We start from the raw sequence: 17,726 nt of genomic DNA, 5'->3' as shown, positions 1-17,726 counted from the left end.
TGTGAACAAGAAACGCGACAGCAGCTTTCCAACCAGGGATGCCATCGTCGCGTTCGTTCGCGCGTATCCCGGCAAGATCGGCACCCGCGAGATCGCGCGTGAATTCGGACTGAAGAACGCCGCCCGTGTCGAGCTCAAGCGCATGCTGCGCGAACTCGCCGACGAAGGCGCCATCGCCAAAAAGGGCCGCAGCGTGCGCGAGCCCGCAGCGCTGCCACCGACAGTGCTGGTCGACATCACCTCCAGGGATGCCGATGGCGAGTTGATCGCCACGCCCGTCGAATGGGACGAGGCAGACGGCACGGTGCCAAAAATTCGCATTCACACGCCGCGCCGTCCCCTGCCCGGCACCGCCGCCGGCGTCGGTGACCGCGTGCTGCTGCGTATCGAGAAGATCGAGAACGAGGGCGAATTAGCCAGCTATCAGGGCCGCGTCGTACGCGTCCTCGAAGGTGCCCGCACGCGCCTGCTCGGCATCTATCGCGCGCTACCGAATGGCGGCGGACGATTGATCCCGGTCGACAAGAAGCAGGCCGGGCGCGAACTCAACATCGCCGCGTCAGACGCCAACGGCGCCGAGGATGGCGATCTCGTCAGCGTCGATCTCATTCGCACGCGTGGCTATGGCCTCGGCTCCGGCAAGGTCAAGGAACGGCTCGGTTCGCTCTCCTCCGAGAAAGCGGTCAGCCTGATCGCGATCCATTCCCACGATATCCCGCAAGCGTTCTCCCGCGATGCGCTGAAGGAAGCGGAAGCCGCGCAGCCTGCGACATTGCAGGGGCGTGAAGACTGGCGTGATGTGCCGCTGGTCACCATCGATCCGCCAGACGCCAAGGATCATGACGACGCCGTCTATGCCGAACTCGATCCCGATCCGCACAATGCAGGTGGATACATCGTCACCGTCGCCATCGCCGATGTCGCCTTCTATGTGCGTCCCGGCTCTGCGCTGGATCGCGACGCACTGATCCGCGGCAACTCCGTCTACTTCCCCGATCGCGTCGTACCGATGCTGCCGGAGCGCATCTCCAACGACCTGTGTTCGCTGGTGCCGGGCGAACCGCGCGGCGCCCTCGCCGTACGCATGGTGATCGGTGTCGATGGCCGCAAGAAGTCGCACACGTTCCATCGCATCCTGATGCGCTCGGCGGCCAAGCTGAATTACGCACAGGCGCAAGCCGCCATCGATGGCCATCCCGACGATACTACCGGCCCGCTGCTCGAACCAATCCTGAAGCCGCTTTACGCGGCCTATGCACAGGTGAAGCTCGCGCGCGACGAACGCGATCCGCTCGATCTCGACATCCCAGAGCGAAAAATCCTGCTGAAGAAGGACGGTACCGTCGATCGCGTCATCGTACCGGAGCGGCTCGACGCGCATAAGCTCATCGAAGAGTTCATGATCCTGGCCAACGTCGCCGCAGCCGAAACGCTTGAAAAGAAGGCTCTGCCGCTTATCTATCGGGTACATGATGAGCCTTCGGTGGAGAAGGTTCACAACCTGCAGGAATTCCTCAAGACCCTCGACATGCCGTTCGTCAAAGCGGGCGCGCTGCGGCCATCGGTATTCAACCGGGTGCTGTCGCAGGTCAAAGGTCAGGATTCCGAACCGCTGGTGAATGAAGTGGTTTTGCGCTCGCAAGCCCAGGCGGAATATGCCGCCGAGAATTACGGACATTTCGGTCTGAACCTGCGCCGCTACGCGCATTTTACCTCGCCTATCAGGCGATACGCAGATCTGATCGTGCATCGCGCACTGATCCGTGCGCTCGGGCTTGGCGAAGGCGCACTGCCCGAGACCGAAACCGTGGAAACGCTGAGCGAAATCTCGGCGCAGATTTCGGCCACCGAGCGCCGGGCCATGAAGGCCGAGCGCGAGACGTCCGACCGGCTGATTGCGCACTTCTTGGCCGACAAGATCGGCGCTACCTTCCGGGGCCGGATCTCCGGTGTCACCAGGGCTGGACTCTTTGTCCGATTGACCGAGACCGGCGCCGATGGCCTGATCCCGATCCGCACGTTGGGCACCGAATACTTCAACTATGACGAAGCTCGCCACGCCCTCGTCGGTACACGCAGTGGTGCCATGCATCGGTTGGGTGACGTCGTCGATGTCCGTCTGGTCGAGGCAGCCCCCGTTGCAGGTGCCTTGCGGTTCGAAATGCTCTCCGAGGGCAATACCGCCCCACGGAACCGCCGACGCGAACATGCCCGCAGCAATGACGCTGCAGACCGGCCGCGTCATCCGGGTGCCAAACCTTCTGGTGCGAAGTTCAAATCGTCGAAGAAGCTCAAGGCGCCCAAGAAAGCCAAACCCGGTCGCAATGCCCGGCAGGCTGCCAAAGCTGACAAGGCTCGCGCCGGTGGTAACCCCGGCAAGCCAAAAAAGGGGTAACGTCATGATGACATTGACCACACCGAAGATCTGGAGCGCGACGCTGGATTCCTCCGCCAAACGCAATGTGTGGACCGCGATGAAGCGCGGCTTCGCCTGTCGCTGCCCGAACTGCGGCGAAGGCAAGATGTTTCGCGCCTTCCTGAAAACCGCAGATCACTGCGACAAGTGCGGACAGGATTTCTCTGCACACCGCGCCGATGATCTTCCCGCCTATCTCGTGATCGTCATCGTCGGTCACATCGTCGTGCCGATCGCATTGTGGATCGAGACCAACTACTCGCCATCGGTCGCGCTGCAACTTGCGATCTACCTGCCGATCACGCTGATCGCGTCGCTGTTGTTGTTGCAGCCGGTTAAGGGCGCCGTGGTGGGATTGCAGTGGGCATTCCGCATGCATGGATTTGGCGACGGCCCGGCTGACTGATACATTCTCCGTCCCCTTGAACAGCACGTAATAAGAAGAATTTCAGGAGACGGAATGAGCGACGCAGTCGAGATCGGCAAGGAAGCCGACCACCATCCCTATAAGCGTCCGCGCGACGCTGCGACCCTGATGCTGGTCGATCGCTCCGGTCCGATTCCGAAAGTGCTTGTCGGCAAGCGTCACGACAAGGTCGTGTTCATGCCCGGCAAGTTCGTCTTCCCCGGCGGCAGCGTCGACACGACCGACAACAAGATTCCGGTGGCTGCACCTTTGCCGCCGGAGCTTGAAGCCAACCTGATGAAGGGCAGCCCGAAGACGCCGCCGTCGCGCGCGCGTTCGCTTGCTGTCGCCGCGATCCGCGAAGCCTGCGAAGAAACCGGCCTCTGCCTCGGCCGCAAGGTTGATGGCGCGACCAGGAAGCTCCCCGGCGTATGGGAAGCTTTTAGCGATGCAGGCCTCCTGCCCGATCCCTCGGGCCTGTTTCTGATTGCGCGCGCCATCACACCACCCGGCCGTATCAAGCGCTTCGATACACGTTTCTTCACAGCGGATGCATCGTCGATCGCGCATCGCGTCGAGGGCGTCGTGCATGCCGATGCCGAATTGGTGGAACTGGTCTGGGTCGAACTCGGCTCCGCACATCTCGCCGACGCGCACGCAATGACGAAGAACGTGCTCAATCAATTGCAGCAGCGTCTCGCCACCGGCCCGCTCCGTCACGACGCGCCACTGCCCTTCTTCCATTGGTACAGCGGCAAGATGCAACTCGACATGCTGCCCGGCGAAAGCTGAGTTAATCAAGTAAGAGGTCTCGCTTTTCGACCTATTCTAATTCTAACTGTTTCCGTAGTGGGATAACTGGTGTGGCGCGGTAAGCTACCGTTGCTTGCTCACAGGAATTCCCTGTTATGGGACAGATGAATTGGACGCCGCAGGTCGAGTCTTCGACATTTACGCGCGCGTCACTGGAATATCGTCGCAAGGCGTCGGCACTCAGCCAGCGCGCCAGCGTGGAAGCTGACCCACGCAAAGTTCGTGCATTGCTACAACTCGCCATCTCGTGGATTCAGGTTGCTGAAAACGAAGAGCTGATGGCGAGCGAGTATCGCGCCAGCGCGCACATGCACAGTTTCTGACACGAGAAGACGCCGCATCCGCGGCGCCTTCCTGCTCTGCCAGACCCATCGTCAGATCTGAGCGAGGCCACCGTCGACGAACAATTCTGCGCCGGCGACGAAGCTGGAGTCATCCGATGCCAGGAACAGCACCGCCTTCGCGACTTCGTCCGCGGTACCGAGACGGCCGAGCGGCACGATGGTCTTGAGGTAGCCCTTCACATCGTCATTGGCGAAGACATCGAGGCCGGGGGTCTGGATCGGTCCGGGGCTGACCACATTGACGCGAATTTTGCGCGCCTTCAGGTCCGAGGTCCAGCTGCGCGCAAAGGAACGGATTGCAGCTTTGGTCGCGTTGTAGACGCTGAAGGACTCCATGCCCTTCGATCCCGACACCGAGCCGGTGAGAACCACCGAGGCCCCGTCGGAGAGCAGCGGCAGTGCCTGCTGCACCGTGAACAAAACGCCCTTCACATTGATGTCGAACATCTTGTCATAGACGTCTTCGGTGATCTGGCCGAACGCGCTCAGTTCATAGCCGCCGGCATTGGCGAACAGCACGTCGATCTTGCCCTTGGCAGCCTTCACCGTATCGAACAGATGCGCGAGATCGGCGAGCTTGGCAGCGTCCGCCTGCACGCCGACGGCCTTCGGTCCGAGCTGCTTCACGGCGGCATCGAGTTCGGCCTGGCGGCGGCCGGTGATGAACACGGTGGCGCCTTCGTCGATAAAACGCTGCGCGGCGGCCAGACCGATGCCGGCGCTGCCACCGGTGACGACTGCGATTTTGCCTTCGAGTTTGCGGGTCATGATGCTCTCCATTTGATCTGGGGCGGCGCCATCACCGTCCGACATGGAGAACATCGTCCATTCGCCCGCTGGCGGTTACGGGCTTGTTCGGATATTATTTATCCGTATTCTGGATGAATGACCGATACCGTTGCCCTTTTCCAGGCTTTCATCCGCGTCGTCGAAGCGGGCTCATTCACCCGTGTGGCTGAGGAGCAGAATTCCAGCCAGCCGACCGTCAGCCGCCAGGTGGCAACGCTGGAAGACCATCTCGGCACCCGATTGTTCACCCGCACCACGCGCAGGCTAACGCTCACCGATGACGGCCGCAGTTTCTACGAGCGCGCCAAACTGGCGCTGGAAGCCGTTGCCGAGGCCGAGGGCGCCGTGGGACGCCGCCGGGCCAGACCATCAGGCACGTTGCAACTGGCCCTCCCGGTGGTGTTCGGGCGGCTGCGGGTGATCCCGCATCTCAAGGGCTTTCTGGCGCGCTACCCCGACGTCAGTGTCGACCTCGTGATGAGTGACGGCTTCAGCGATCTGGTCGAGGACGGCATCGATCTCGCGATCCGCTCCGGCGTCGTGACCGACCCAAACCTGATCGCCAGGAAGATCGGCGTGACACGCCGTATCCTGGTGGCATCGCCGTCCTATCTGCGCGGCAAGACGCTGCCTACGCATCCGAACGATCTCATCGGGCATGATTGCATCCCCTATACGCGCTTCACCGGCGGCGTGACCTGGCGCTTCGAAAGTCCGGACGGCCCGATCGCCATCGAAGCCACGGGACCGGTGCGCACGCAGAGTTCGGAAGGTATTCGCGAAGCCGTGATGTCCGGCCTCGGTATCGGCTTCGTGCCGATCTGGCATTTCAGGGATGAGATCGAGACCGGTCGTCTCATTGTGTTGCTCGAAGCCTTCGAACCGAAACCGGTGCCGATCAGCGCGGTCTATCCCTCGCGCCGCTTCGTGCCGCAGAAGACCCGCGCCATGATCGACTACCTGGAAACGCAATTCGCGATGGACCCAACGCTGAATCCGAAGCGGGTGTGAGCTCCGTCCTCATGGTGAGGAGGCGCTACTTCAGCGCCGTCTCGAACCATGAGCGCCGGCCTCCATCCTTCGAGACGCGGCGAAGACGCCGCTCCTCAGGATGAGGTTCTGCATATAATCCACAAATCGCAATAATCTTCTCGTGAGCAGCATCTACCTGCGCGCGTCGGCGTCCCTATCTGTTCCCGACCAGCATCACAGGGAATTCCAGATGGCGAAGCGTCAGTTGAAGCTCGGGGCCTTCATGCGCCCGATCAGCATCCATACCGGCGCATGGCGCTATCCCGGCGCTCAGCCTGACGCCAACTTCAACTTTCCCTTCCTCAAACAGATGATCCGCAAGCTCGAGGCCGGCAAGTTCGACGCCTTCTTCATGGCCGATCATCTCGCAGTGCTGAACATGCCGGTCGAGGCGCTGAAGCGCAGCCACACGGTGACATCGTTCGAGCCGTTCACGCTGCTGTCAGCGCTGGCCGCCGTCACCGAGAATATCGGCCTCGTCGCCACCGGCTCCACCACCTTTGACGCGCCCTATCACGTCGCCCGCCGCTTCGCGTCGCTCGATCACATCTCGGGCGGCCGCGCCGGCTGGAATATCGTGACCACGTCGAACCCCGATGCCGCGCTGAACTTTGGCCTGGACGATCACATGGAGCATGCCGAGCGCTACAAGCGTGCGCGCGAGTTCTACGACGTCGTTACCGGGCTGTGGGATTCCTTTGCCGATGATGCCTTCGTCCGCAATGTCGAGACCGGCATCTTCATGGATCCCGAGAAGATGCATGTGCTCGATCACAAGGGCCCGTATCTCTCGGTCCGCGGCCCGCTGAATATCGCCCGGCCCGTGCAGGGGTGGCCGGTGATCGTGCAGGCCGGCGCATCCGAAGACGGTAAGCAGCTTGCCGCCGAAACCGCAGAAGCAGTGTTCACCGGCGGCGGCGCCATCGGCGATGCGCAGAAGCTCTATGCGGACATCAAGGGCCGCATGGAGAAGCTCGGCCGCAATCGCGATCATCTCAAGATACTACCCGGCGCCTTCGTGGTGGTGGGCGACAGTGTCGAGGAAGCCAAGGAAAAACGCGCACTGCTCGACAGCAAGGTGCATTACGCCAACGCCATCGCCTCGCTCTCGATCAATCTCGGCACCGACGCCTCCGTCTTCGATCCCGACGGCCCGCTGCCCGAGATTCCCGAAACCAATGCCAGCAAGAGCGGCCGCGAGCGCGTCATCTCCCTCGCCCGGCGCGAGAACCTGACCGTGCGCCAGCTTGCCCAGCGCCTCGGCGGCTATGGCGGCTCGGCCTTCGTGGGCACGCCCCAGACCATCGCCGACCAGATGCAGGAGTGGCTGGAAACCGAAGCCTCGGACGGCTTCAACATCATGTTCCCCTACCTGCCGGAGGGGCTGAACGACTTCGTCGACAGGGTGATCCCGGAACTCCAAAAGCGCGGGATTTTCCGCACGGAGTATGAAGGCCGGACGCTCCGTGAGAATTTGGGGCTACCGCGGCCCAAAAACCGCTTCTTTCCAGGTTAAGACCCGCAAATCCTCGGATTTACCGCCCCGGAAAACCTTGACTTTGGGGCGTTCGGGGCTAGGTTGCGCCCCAACACGGCCAGTTCTCTGGCTGTCACCCGATTCCCGACATTCAGAGGTTCTGCCATGGCCAAAGCGGTCACCATCAAGGTCAAGCTCGTTTCCACCGCGGACACCGGCTTCTACTACACCGCCAAGAAGAATTCGCGCACCATGACCGACAAGATGGTCAAGAAGAAGTACGACCCGGTCGCGCGCAAGCACGTTGAATTCAGGGAAGCCAAGATCAAGTAAGCGCTGAACACAGCTGCTGACGGATTTTGAACGGGGCCCTTTCGGGTCCCGTTTTCTTTTAACCTCTCCTCGCTCCCGGCGAAGCGAAGCTTCGCTAGGCGGGGCGAGGTTAAGTAGGAAGCCCGGCCCAATCGTTTCAATTTTAGCGATCCGCGCAGCGCCACGTTTACCCTGCCACAACTATGGCGGGCATGAAGCCTGTGAGTGAAAAGGTATTCACGTCATTTCGTGCGACAAGTCGGTATCATTCGACGCAATTGATTTGCATCGGGAGCATCCCTTGTCTTTCCGCGATTCAGACACGACGGCTGGCCAGTTCACGTCTGCGGTGTCTCTGGCAGGCGTCTTCGTCCGCTACGCATTCTATTTTTTCGGAATGGTCGTGTTCGGGCTCATCGCCTTCGGGGTGATCTGGCTCTGGGGCAATCGCGTCCAGGTGGTCCAGGACAAGCCAGCTTTCAGGATCACTGACGGCAGCTTCACACGGTTACCCGTCAGCTCCGACATCATCACCAGCGGACTGCTTGGCCGTGTTGAGGTCATGCAATACGGGGCACTGGATCATCGCGGGATCGATCTCACCGTGGCGATCGCATTCCCGCCCCCGGGCGGCCTCCAGGCGCGACCGACTTTCGAACCGCGCGAAACAAAGCTTTTGCGCAACATGCGCTTCCAGACGCTCTCCACGCACTTCGATCTGGAAACGCGCTACGGCCCTGTCCATGCCGTCGAAACGCGCGTCGAGACCGATGGCCGCTGGAAACAGTGCCTTGCCTTCAGCTCGCGCTTCGATACCAGAGCAGTATTCCTGAGCGGCTGGACCTGCGACGCCACCGGCACCAAGCCGGGCGCGGATGCCCTCGCCTGCGCACTCGACAAACTTGTGATCGATAAGGAATTGCCGACGAAAGAAGCCGACGCCTATCTGCGCGCACGCATGACGCGCCCGGCTTATTGTGCGGCCCGGCAGGTCACGCAGACTTTCGATACAGGATCGCGCCCCATCTCGCCGCCGTCGCGATGGTCGCAACCGTCAGCACGAACGCGTCTCTGATAGTAACTTAAGCGGCCGCAGCAACCACGCGGTTGCGACCGTCGTGCTTGGCGCGATACAGCGCCACGTCGGCACGCTTGAGCACGTCGGCGACGGGCTCGCCTTTCTTCTCCAGCGTCGACAACCCGATCGAGATCGTGACCTCGATGCGCTTGTTGCCCTTGTCGATGGAGAACGGCTCGCCGGCGATCGAGCGGCGCAGACGCTCGGCCACCATGCTGGCGACGTGCATGTCTGTCTCGGGCATGACGATGACGAATTCCTCGCCGCCGTAGCGACAGGCCAGATCGATGCCGCGGATCGACTTGCGAATGCGAACGGCGAATTCGCGCAACACGTCGTCACCGCAATCATGGCCATGATTGTCATTGATCGACTTGAAGAAGTCGATGTCGAGCATCATCAGCGCCAGCGGCTTGCCGCGGGTGGCCGCCTGCTCTGCCAGCGTTTCCAGATGGCTTTCCATGTAGCGGCGGTTGTGCAGTCCGGTCAGACCGTCGGTGATCGCAGCTTCGATGGAGTGCTGAACGTTGTCGCGCAGATGATCGGTATAACGGCGACGGCGGACCTGCGTGCGGGCGCGGGCCAGCAGCTCGTTCTTGTCCACCGGGCGCATCAGGTAGTCGTTGACGCCGATCTCGAGACCGCGCAGCAGCCGCGGATTGTTATCGGCATCGGCAATGGCGAGAATCGGAATCTGCCGCGTGCGCTCCAGCGAACGCGCCTGGCTGCACAGCCGCAATCCGTCGTAATTCTCGAGGCTCAGCGAGACAATGAGCAGATCGTAATTGCCCTCGGCGGCATGAAACAGCGCCTCAGTCGGATTGGGTTCGACATCGACGGTGTGTTCGGCCGACAGGACGGGCGCCAGCCGCTCATAGGATGACGGACGATCGTCGACCAGCAGGATGCGTCCACCCACACCCAGATCAGACACGGCGCTGCGCTCAGGCGCCTGCACGCCGATTTCCAGCGAGGTGATGGCGCGCATGCGCAGTTCGTCGGTCATCATCTTCAGACGCGTCAGCGAGCGCACGCGCGCCACCAGCACGGCATCGGCGACGGGCTTGGTGAGGAAGTCATCGGCGCCGGCTTCCAGGCCGCGCACGCGATCCGACGGCGAATCCAGCGCGGTGACCATGACCACCGGAATGAAATGCGTCTTCGGATTGGCTTTCAGGCGACGGCAGACCTCGAAGCCATCCATGTCGGGCATCATGACGTCGAGCAGGATCAGATCGCATTCGGAACGCGCGCAGACTTCCAGCGCCTGTGCGCCGTTGGACGCGGTGATGACGTCGAAATACTCCGCCGAGAGACGGGCTTCCAGAAGCTTCACGTTGGCGGGGATGTCATCGACGACAAGAATACGCGCTGACATAGGGAACTCCCTAACCGATGAACCGACGCACGGTTTCGATAAATTTTCCGACCGAAATGGGCTTTGACAAATAGGCTTCGCAGCCGCCTTCGCGGATACGTTCTTCGTCGCCCTTCATGGCGAAGGCTGTGACGGCGACGACGGGGATCATGCTGATCGCAGGATCCTTCTTGATCCAGCCGGTGACTTCGAGACCGGAGACCTGCGGTAGCTGAATATCCATGAGGATGAGATCGGGGCGGAGCGAGCGGACAAGATCGAGCGCTTCATAACCATTGCTCGTGCCGACAGTCTGATAGCCATGGGCTTCCAGCAGGTCACGGAAGAGCTTCATGTTGAGCTCGTTGTCCTCCACGATCAGGACGGTTTTTGCCATCCCGCCCTCCAATCCAGAACCCGAGCGTTCTTGTTTCGCGGAGCATGATTGCCCTGCGTCACCGGCCAATGTGATGTTCGAAGCGAACTTCCAAATTCACTTCGGCCACCCCGCCGAAGTGCCCGTGTACCGCGCGTATCCCTGCAACTGGAATCGCCCCGGTGACTCGGGCATGATGACTTAAAATAGAGACGATAAGTTACGGAAAGGCAAACACGCGTGATGAAAAAACCCCAGCGCCACCCCAGCGAAGTTGCTGAAATCGTTGCGATTCAGGCGCTGTCCTTCGTTGCCGGGGAACCTGAGCGGCTGGGCCTGTTCCTGTCCGAGAGTGGAATCGGTCCGGAGACCCTCCGCTCGGCTGCAAAGGATCCACAGTTCCTCGTCAGCGTGCTCGATTTCGTGCTGCGCGACGACGAGACCGTGAAGGCGTTTTCGGCGTCGTCGCAACTGGATCCCACCACCATCGCCGCCGCGCGGCAGGCGCTCGATCCCCGCGGGCAGGACTTTACGTGAGCTCCTCTCCGGCAGAGCTGAGCGGACCGCGCTGCTTCTGCCGGGATTGCCTCGTCGATCTGGATGCACGCGTCAAGCGCTGCACGTCATGCGGGTCGCCGCGCCTGGTGCGACACCACGCGCTGCCGTCGCTGACGCTGGCGCATATCGACTGCGATGCGTTCTACGCCACCGTCGAGAAGCGCGACAATCCCGACATCGTCGATCGGCCCGTGATCATCGGCGGCGGCAAGCGCGGCGTGGTGTCCGCCGCCTGCTACATCGCGCGCACCTATGGCGTGCGCTCGGCTATGCCGATGTTCAAGGCGCTCGATCTCTGTCCCGACGCCGTCGTGGTGCGGCCCGACATGGCGAAATATGTCCGCGTCGGCCGCGAGGTGCGCCATGCCATGCAAGCGCTGACGCCGCTGGTCGAACCATTGTCGATCGACGAAGCCTTTCTCGATCTCTCAGGCACGCAGCGCGTCCACGGCATGATCCCGGCCAAGGTGCTGGCGAAATTCGCTGCCGATATCGAGCGCACTGTCGGCATCACGGTCTCGGTCGGTCTGTCGGTGAACAAATTCCTCGCCAAGATTGCCAGCGATCTCGACAAGCCCCGCGGCTTCGCCACGCTCGATCAGGAAGACGCTGTGGCCATGCTCGCGGATCGGCCCGTCAGCTTCATCTACGGCGTCGGCCCGGCGACCGCGGAGAAACTCTCGCAGCGCGGCTTTCGCAAGATCAGCGATCTACAGCGCGCCGATGAGACCGACCTGATGAAACAGTTCGGCGGCGAAGGCCGCAGGCTGTGGCGCCTCGCCCGCGGCATCGACGATCGCCTTGTCGTCGCCGATCGCGGCGCCAAAACGATTTCCAACGAAACGACGTTCAACGAGGACATCCGCGACTACGCCACGCTGGAAAAGATTCTGTGGCGACTGTCGGAGAAGGTTTCATCGCGTCTCAAGAGCAGCGAATTGTCCGGCACCACAGTCACACTGAAACTCAAGACCGCGGATTTTCGCCAGCGCACCCGCTCGCAGTCGATCCAGTCGCCGACGCAGATGGCCGCGCGCATCTTCGATATCAGCCGCGAGATGCTGGCAAAGGAAATCGACGGCACCGCCTTCCGCCTGATCGGCACTGGTGTCAGCGCGCTCAAGCCCGGCAACGAGGCCGGCGACGACAACATGCTCGACCGCCGCTCATCGCATGCCGAACGCGCGATGGACGATCTCCGTAAGAAGTTCGGCAGTGCCGCGGTGATCCGCGGCATTGCCTATGACGGGCCGGAGAAGCCAAGGACATAATCCCCATAGGGATTGCGAACTTGTGATGTGTCCGGGCTTCCCACGCTGTGGTGGCCGTGAGATGGTCAAATATGGATCTTCGTCGGCTCCTGAAACTCTTTCTGGCGATCTTCGTGACCATCGGCCTGTCGGTGGCGCCAATGGTGACTCCGGCGGCTGCCAACGGGCCGTCGGCCACGATGACCGACATGTCGGCGATGTCTGGAGACATGCCCTGCTGCCCATCCGAACAGAAGAGTAAGGATTGCCAGGACTGTCCACTTCTCGCGATTTGCGCGTTGAAGACCGCCCAGGCGGGGCCTTCCCTGGCGCCACCCATGACGGTTCGCCACGCCGTCCGAACCTACCACTCGGTGCTAAATGACGCGCTGACCGATGGCGTCAACCGTCCCCCTCCGGAACACCCTCCTCGCACTTCGATCTGAGCGGCGCTGAGCGCCGTCGCTGCCGTGTGCCTCCAGGCGCGCGGATGACGCATGCCGTTCGCGGCACATCAGATTCAATCGAGGATACCAAACCATGAAAACGTCTAACTCCCCGCGCGCCTTCCGGGCTGCGTTGCTCGCTGTCGCTTTGGGCAGCGCAAGCACGGCTGCACTGGCTGACATCAAGGACTACACGTTCGAGCTCGTCGATCAGTCCGTTCAGGCCGGCCCCGACAAGATCATCACCGTCCGCTTGATGAACACCAAGACCGGCAAGCCCGTGCCGGACGCCGTCATTTTTGCAACCCGTCTCGACATGGCTCCTGACGGCATGCAGGAGATGGCCACCAAGGTCACGCCAGTATCGGGGGCCGAGCCCGGCACGTACAAGTTCAAGGCCACTTTCGGAATGGCCGGTCGCTGGCAGCTTTCTCTGGGCGCCAAGGTGCAGGGAGAAACAGGCTCCGTCGAGAACAAGCTCGTCATCACGGCGCAGAAATGAACCGCGCCGTTTTAGCTGGTACGGCCGCCGCGTTCATCGCGGCGGCCGGAGGCGGATTCATCATCGCGCAGCGACCGTTGACGCACGCCCTCGCCGTAGTCACCCCCGCCGATGCGCAGGAAGCCGGCGCGCCGATCTACTATCAGGATCCGGACGGGAAGCCCGCATACTCGTCAACGACGAAGAAAACGCCGGACGGCCGCAACTACCGCGCCGTTCCGGCAAACGCTGACATCAACTTCGAGGACATCGTAGCCGAGCCGATGCCGGGTCCGAACTTGGTGAGTACAGAGCGTAGGATCAAGTATTACCGCAATCCAATGGGCCTGCCGGACACGTCGCTGACACCGAAGAAGGACTCCATGGGGATGGATTACATCCCGGTGTTCGACGGCGACGATTCCGACGATGGATCAGTCAAGCTTTCTCCGGGCAAGATACAGCGCACAGGCGTGAAGTCCGAGCCAGCCGCCAAGCGCGTGATCCGGACGACGATCCGCGCACCCGGCACGATCCAGCTCGACGAGCGGCGCATCTCCGTGATCTCGATGCGTGCGGAAAGCTGGGTGCAGAAGGTTGCCGATGTCACCACCGGCACGAAGGTCCGCAGCGGGCAGCCCTTGATGGATATCTACAGCCCCGCGATCTCGTCCGCTGCGGCGGAATACGTCGCCACCATCACGTCGAAGACGACGGGCGGCGATGGACTGTATGGGCGTGGGTCGCGTCAACGGATCATGAATCTCGACGTTCCGGACACGGTGATTGCCGAGATCGAGAAGAGCCGCATCGTCCCGATCTCCATCGCCTGGGCCGCACCGCGGGACGGCATCGTTCTCGAGCGCAACGCCATCGAAGGGATGCGGGCGCAACCCGGCGACATCCTCTTTCGTATCGCCGACACGTCGCTGGTCTGGGCGATGGTCGATGTCGCGGAGCGCGATCTTGGAGCCATCGCCGTCGGACAGCCGGTGAACGTCCGGACGCGTAGCCTCTCCGGCAGGCCGTTTGCCGGCAAGATCAACGTGATCTACCCGCAGGTCAATCGCGAGACCCGGACGACACGCGTCCGTATCGAACTCACAAACGCCGATCTCGCTCTGCTACCGGACATGTATATCGACGCTTCGATCGAGACCGGAGGTGCGGATCCGGTCGTGTCCGTCCCCGAGAGCGCTGTGATCGACACCGGCACCCGGCAATCGGTGTTCATCGACAAAGGACAGGGGCGCTTCGAACCGCGCAGCGTCGGACTCGGCCGTCGCGGCGGCGGCTATGTCGAAATCCGCGAGGGAATCGCAGACGGCGAACCAGTCGTCATTTCGGCCAATTTCCTGATCGATGCAGAAAGCAATCTGAAGGCCGCGTTGAAGGGCTTTTCCGACGCGAGGAGCCCACAATGATCGCCCGCATCATCGCATGGTCGGCGCGTAATCTGCTGCTGGTGTTGTTCGGCACAGGATTCGCCGCAGCCGCGGGCATCTACGCGCTGGCGCATCTGCCGCTCGACGCCATCCCGGATCTCTCCGACACGCAGGTTATCGTCTATACCGAGTACCCCGGCCAGGCGCCGCAGGTGATCGAGGATCAGGTCACCTATCCATTGACGACGGCAATGCTCACGGTGCCGAAGTCGAAAGTGGTGCGCGGGTTCTCGTTCTTCGGCGTGTCGTTCGTCTATGTCATCTTCGAAGACGGGACCGACATCTACTGGGCCCGGTCGCGCGTTCTCGAATTCCTGAACGGAGCCACATCCCGCCTGCCCGCCGGCGTCACGCCGACGATGGGCCCCGATGCCACCGGCGTCGGCTGGGTCTACCAATACGCGATCATGTCCAAGGAATTGAACCTTGCCGACACACGGGCGATCCAGGACTGGAATCTGAAGTTTGCGCTCGCCAAAGCCGAAGGCGTCGCTGAAGTCGCCAGCGTCGGTGGCTTCGTCAAGCAATATAACGTCGTGCTCGATCCGCTTCGGATGCGCGACCTCGGCATCACCATGCAGAAGATGCGCGACGCTATTCGCGCCAGCAACGCCGATGTCGGCGGTCGCACGGTGGAGCTGTCCGAATTCGAATATGTCATCCGCGGCAAGGGCTATCTGAAGTCGATCAACGACCTCGGCAATGTCGTGCTCAAGACCAACAACGGCACGCCCGTCCTGCTGCGCGACGTCGCGCGCGTCGAACTGGGCCCCGACGAGCGGCGCGGCATCACCGAACTCAATGGTGAAGGCGAAGTCGCCAGCGGCATCGTGCTGCAGCGTTTCGGCGTCAATGCGCTCGACGTCATCGAGAACGTCAAGAAGCGCTTCAAGGAGATCGCCAGCAGTCTGCCGAATTCCGTCGAAATCGTTCCGGTTTACGACCGCTCGAACCTGATCAACGCCGCCATCGCCACGCTCAAGCACACGTTGCTGGAGGAAAGCGTTGTCGTCGCACTCGTCTGCATTTTGTTCTTGCTGCATGTTCGCAGTGCGCTGGTCGCGATCCTGATGCTGCCGGTCGGCGTGCTGATGGCGTTCGGCGCCATGAAGCTACTCGGTCTTGGCTCCAACATCATGAGTCTCGGCGGCATCGCGATCGCCATAGGCGCCATGGTCGATGCCGCCATCGTCATGATCGAGAACGCCCACAAACATCTCGAACGCGCGGATCCCGGCAAGTCGCGCGTCGAGGTCCTGATCGAGGCAGCCTCCGAAGTCGGCCCGGCACTGTTCTTCAGCCTGTTGATCATCACCGTGTCGTTCATGCCGATCTTCACGCTGGAATCCCAGGAAGGACGGCTGTTCAGTCCTCTGGCGTTCACCAAGACGTTTTCGATGGCAGCCGCCGCCATCCTGTCGGTGACGCTGGTCCCGGCCCTGATGATCATCTTCGTTCGCGGCCGGATCGTTCCGGAACACAAGAATCCGATCAACCGCTTTCTGATCTGGGTCTACCGGCCTGTCATCACCGTTGTGATGCGCGCGAAGACTCTGGTCGTCCTGCTCGCAGTCGCCGTTCTCGCGGCGAGCGTCTGGCCGGCTCGTCAGCTCGGGACCGAGTTCATGCCCAGTCTGAACGAGGGCACGCTCATGTATATGCCGACGACGCTGCCGGGCATCTCCGTCACCAAGGCCGGAGAACTGCTGCAGATGCAGGACAGGATCATTCGGTCTTTTCCGGAGGTGGCTTCGGTCTATGGCAAGGCGGGGCGCGCTGCCACGGCGACCGATCCGGCGCCCTCCGAAATGTTCGAGACAATCATTAACCTCAAGCCGAAGGAAGAGTGGCGATCCGGTCTCACGGTCGATGGACTGATCGCCGAGATGGACAAGGCGCTGCAGTTTCCGGGCGTGTCGAATGCCTGGACCATGCCGATCAAGGCCCGCATCGACATGCTGTCGACAGGCATCCGCACGCCCATCGGCGTGAAGGTGATCGGCACCGACCTCGTCGAGATCGATCGGCTTGCCAGGCAGATCGAGCAGGTGCTCAAGGCGGTGCCGGGCACATCGTCGGCCTATGCCGAGCGCGGCATCGGCGGCTACTACCTCGATGTGACACCGGATCGAGAGGCATTGGCGCGCTACGGCATCATGATCCAGGACGTCCAGGACGTGATCGGAACCGCGCTCGGCGGCCAGACGGTAACGACGACCGTGGAAGGCCGGCAACGCTTCACTGTCAACATGCGGTACCCCCGCGACCTCAGAGACAGCCCGCAGGCCATCGCCAGCGACGTGCTGGTGCCGATGCCCGGAGGTGGCGCGGTCCCGCTCGGCGAAGTGGCCAGGATTGCGCTGGCGAGAGGGCCGACGTCGATCCGGACGGAGAACGGACAGTTGGCCACCTACATCTATGTCGACATCCGCGACCGCGACCTCGGCGGCTACGTGGCCGACGCACAGCGCGCGGTCCAGGCGAGCATTCAATTTCCGCCTGGCTACTACGTGATGTGGAGCGGCCAGTACGAATATCTCGAACGTGCGACGGCGCGCCTGAAGATCGTCGTGCCGGTGACGCTGTTGATCATCTTCCTGCTGCTTTACCTGAACTTCCGGTCGATCACCGAAACGATGATCGTCATGCTGTCGCTGCCGTTCGCGCTGGTCGGCGGCCTGTGGCTGATGTGGTGGCTCGACTTCAACCTGTCGGTTGCAGTCGTCGTCGGCTTCATTGCGCTGGCCGGCGTTGCCGCCGAGACCGGCGTGGTGATGCTGATCTACTTGAATCAGGCATTGACCGCGATCCAGGCGCGACGGGACATTGAAGGACGATTTCTGACGCGCAACGACCTGTACGACGCCATCATGGAGGGAGCTGTCGAACGCGTCCGCCCCAAGATGATGACGGTGGTCGCCATCATGGCGGGCCTGCTGCCGATCATGTGGAGCACCGGCACGGGCTCGGAAATCATGCAGCGCATCGCGGTGCCGATGATCGGCGGCATGATCTCGTCGACACTGCTAACCCTGATCGTGATCCCCGCGATCTATGCAATTGTTAAGGGCTATCGGCTGCCTCAGGCCGGCTTGATCTCGGCAGAAGAGATCGTGCCCGTGACCAGATAGCCCGGAGCTTGGAGG

Annotated in this window: 17 protein-coding genes; 14 read left to right on the top strand and 3 right to left on the bottom strand. The window is 62.0% G+C overall.

Annotated features, from left to right (window positions below; genetic code table 11):
• Position 1: 1 nt before the first annotated feature.
• The 4 genes from rnr to HP556_RS21495 all read left to right on the top strand — a co-directional run bounded on the left by rnr (position 2) and on the right by HP556_RS21495 (position 3,958).
• A complete protein-coding gene (rnr, locus tag HP556_RS21510; RefSeq protein ID WP_175368468.1) occupies positions 2–2,395 on the top strand; it encodes a ribonuclease R in 2,394 nt (797 codons plus the stop codon).
• Between the two features lie 4 nt (positions 2,396–2,399).
• Positions 2,400–2,822: a DUF983 domain-containing protein gene (locus tag HP556_RS21505; protein WP_089263757.1), complete on the top strand. Its 423-nt coding sequence runs from the start codon at positions 2,400–2,402 to the stop codon at positions 2,820–2,822.
• A gap of 54 nt (positions 2,823–2,876) precedes the next feature.
• Entirely contained in the window at positions 2,877–3,614 is a 738-nt protein-coding gene (locus HP556_RS21500; RefSeq protein WP_089263756.1) for an NUDIX hydrolase, read from the top strand.
• Positions 3,615–3,730: 116 nt separating this feature from the next.
• Positions 3,731–3,958: a hypothetical protein gene (locus HP556_RS21495; protein WP_089263755.1), complete on the top strand. Its 228-nt coding sequence runs from the start codon at positions 3,731–3,733 to the stop codon at positions 3,956–3,958.
• A gap of 51 nt (positions 3,959–4,009) precedes the next feature.
• Here HP556_RS21495 and HP556_RS21490 read toward each other — a convergent pair whose 3' ends face one another.
• A complete protein-coding gene (locus HP556_RS21490) occupies positions 4,010–4,747 on the bottom strand; it encodes an SDR family oxidoreductase (protein ID WP_089264610.1) in 738 nt (245 codons plus the stop codon).
• A 117-nt stretch (positions 4,748–4,864) separates the two neighbouring features.
• Between HP556_RS21490 and HP556_RS21485 the strand changes: the two genes are divergently transcribed.
• From HP556_RS21485 to HP556_RS21470, 4 genes are all read left to right on the top strand, one after another.
• Positions 4,865–5,779: a LysR family transcriptional regulator gene (locus tag HP556_RS21485; RefSeq protein ID WP_175368467.1), complete on the top strand. Its 915-nt coding sequence runs from the start codon at positions 4,865–4,867 to the stop codon at positions 5,777–5,779.
• A gap of 211 nt (positions 5,780–5,990) precedes the next feature.
• Complete coding sequence (locus tag HP556_RS21480) at positions 5,991–7,316, top strand: LLM class flavin-dependent oxidoreductase (RefSeq protein ID WP_175368466.1); 1,326 nt, start codon at positions 5,991–5,993, stop codon at positions 7,314–7,316.
• 126 nt (positions 7,317–7,442) lie between these two features.
• Positions 7,443–7,610 carry a 50S ribosomal protein L33 gene (gene rpmG / locus HP556_RS21475; RefSeq protein WP_175368465.1) on the top strand — a complete coding sequence of 56 codons (168 nt, stop codon included), beginning with the start codon at positions 7,443–7,445 and terminating at the stop codon, positions 7,608–7,610.
• Between the two features lie 280 nt (positions 7,611–7,890).
• Positions 7,891–8,664 carry an MBT domain-containing protein gene (locus tag HP556_RS21470; RefSeq protein ID WP_175368464.1) on the top strand — a complete coding sequence of 258 codons (774 nt, stop codon included), beginning with the start codon at positions 7,891–7,893 and terminating at the stop codon, positions 8,662–8,664.
• A gap of 7 nt (positions 8,665–8,671) precedes the next feature.
• On the opposite strand, the gene HP556_RS21465 is transcribed toward HP556_RS21470, so the two are convergent.
• Both HP556_RS21465 and HP556_RS21460 read right to left on the bottom strand, forming a co-directional pair.
• Complete coding sequence (locus HP556_RS21465; RefSeq protein ID WP_089263751.1) at positions 8,672–10,045, bottom strand: PleD family two-component system response regulator; 1,374 nt, start codon at positions 10,043–10,045, stop codon at positions 8,672–8,674.
• A 10-nt stretch (positions 10,046–10,055) separates the two neighbouring features.
• On the bottom strand, positions 10,056–10,421 hold the full coding sequence (locus HP556_RS21460) for a response regulator (RefSeq protein ID WP_068732379.1): 366 nt from the start codon (positions 10,419–10,421) through the stop codon (positions 10,056–10,058).
• Between the two features lie 222 nt (positions 10,422–10,643).
• On the opposite strand from HP556_RS21460, the gene HP556_RS21455 reads away from it, so the two are divergent.
• The 6 genes from HP556_RS21455 (at position 10,644) to HP556_RS21430 (ending at position 17,711) form a co-directional block, all read left to right on the top strand.
• Complete coding sequence (locus tag HP556_RS21455; RefSeq protein WP_089263750.1) at positions 10,644–10,937, top strand: DUF3572 domain-containing protein; 294 nt, start codon at positions 10,644–10,646, stop codon at positions 10,935–10,937.
• Positions 10,934–12,229 (top strand): DNA polymerase IV, encoded by a 1,296-nt coding sequence (locus HP556_RS21450; RefSeq protein WP_175368463.1) that lies wholly within the window; start codon positions 10,934–10,936, stop codon positions 12,227–12,229. Before HP556_RS21455 ends, HP556_RS21450 begins: the two co-directional genes overlap by 4 nt.
• A 71-nt stretch (positions 12,230–12,300) precedes the next feature.
• Complete coding sequence (locus tag HP556_RS21445; protein WP_175368462.1) at positions 12,301–12,654, top strand: hypothetical protein; 354 nt, start codon at positions 12,301–12,303, stop codon at positions 12,652–12,654.
• Positions 12,655–12,748: 94 nt separating this feature from the next.
• Positions 12,749–13,156: a FixH family protein gene (locus tag HP556_RS21440; RefSeq protein ID WP_175368461.1), complete on the top strand. Its 408-nt coding sequence runs from the start codon at positions 12,749–12,751 to the stop codon at positions 13,154–13,156.
• Positions 13,153–14,559: an efflux RND transporter periplasmic adaptor subunit gene (locus HP556_RS21435; protein ID WP_175368460.1), complete on the top strand. Its 1,407-nt coding sequence runs from the start codon at positions 13,153–13,155 to the stop codon at positions 14,557–14,559. The genes HP556_RS21440 and HP556_RS21435 overlap by 4 nt, the downstream gene beginning before the upstream one ends.
• On the top strand, positions 14,556–17,711 hold the full coding sequence (locus HP556_RS21430) for an efflux RND transporter permease subunit (protein ID WP_175368459.1): 3,156 nt from the start codon (positions 14,556–14,558) through the stop codon (positions 17,709–17,711). Before HP556_RS21435 ends, HP556_RS21430 begins: the two co-directional genes overlap by 4 nt.
• Positions 17,712–17,726 lie beyond the last annotated feature (15 nt).

Source organism: Tardiphaga robiniae (assembly GCF_013359755.1).
Taxonomy (GTDB): domain Bacteria; phylum Pseudomonadota; class Alphaproteobacteria; order Rhizobiales; family Xanthobacteraceae; genus Tardiphaga; species Tardiphaga robiniae.
The sequence above is the reverse complement of the archived record's forward strand: the minus strand, read 5'-3'. Positions and strand labels throughout refer to the sequence as shown.

Bases quoted from the DNA above. Each gene is read 5' to 3' on its own strand.
- HP556_RS21505 (WP_089263757.1), top strand. From the start codon at position 2,400: ATGATGACATTGACCACACCGAAGATCTGGAGCGCGACGCTGGATTCC.
- HP556_RS21500 (WP_089263756.1), top strand. From the start codon at position 2,877: ATGAGCGACGCAGTCGAGATCGGCAAGGAAGCCGACCACCATCCCTAT.
- HP556_RS21495 (WP_089263755.1), top strand. From the start codon at position 3,731: ATGGGACAGATGAATTGGACGCCGCAGGTCGAGTCTTCGACATTTACG.
- HP556_RS21490 (WP_089264610.1), bottom strand. From the start codon at position 4,747: ATGACCCGCAAACTCGAAGGCAAAATCGCAGTCGTCACCGGTGGCAGC.
- HP556_RS21485 (WP_175368467.1), top strand. From the start codon at position 4,865: ATGACCGATACCGTTGCCCTTTTCCAGGCTTTCATCCGCGTCGTCGAA.
- HP556_RS21480 (WP_175368466.1), top strand. From the start codon at position 5,991: ATGGCGAAGCGTCAGTTGAAGCTCGGGGCCTTCATGCGCCCGATCAGC.
- rpmG (WP_175368465.1), top strand. From the start codon at position 7,443: ATGGCCAAAGCGGTCACCATCAAGGTCAAGCTCGTTTCCACCGCGGAC.
- HP556_RS21465 (WP_089263751.1), bottom strand. From the start codon at position 10,045: ATGTCAGCGCGTATTCTTGTCGTCGATGACATCCCCGCCAACGTGAAG.
- HP556_RS21460 (WP_068732379.1), bottom strand. From the start codon at position 10,421: ATGGCAAAAACCGTCCTGATCGTGGAGGACAACGAGCTCAACATGAAG.
- HP556_RS21455 (WP_089263750.1), top strand. From the start codon at position 10,644: ATGAAAAAACCCCAGCGCCACCCCAGCGAAGTTGCTGAAATCGTTGCG.
- HP556_RS21445 (WP_175368462.1), top strand. From the start codon at position 12,301: ATGGATCTTCGTCGGCTCCTGAAACTCTTTCTGGCGATCTTCGTGACC.
- HP556_RS21440 (WP_175368461.1), top strand. From the start codon at position 12,749: ATGAAAACGTCTAACTCCCCGCGCGCCTTCCGGGCTGCGTTGCTCGCT.
- HP556_RS21435 (WP_175368460.1), top strand. From the start codon at position 13,153: ATGAACCGCGCCGTTTTAGCTGGTACGGCCGCCGCGTTCATCGCGGCG.
- HP556_RS21430 (WP_175368459.1), top strand. From the start codon at position 14,556: ATGATCGCCCGCATCATCGCATGGTCGGCGCGTAATCTGCTGCTGGTG.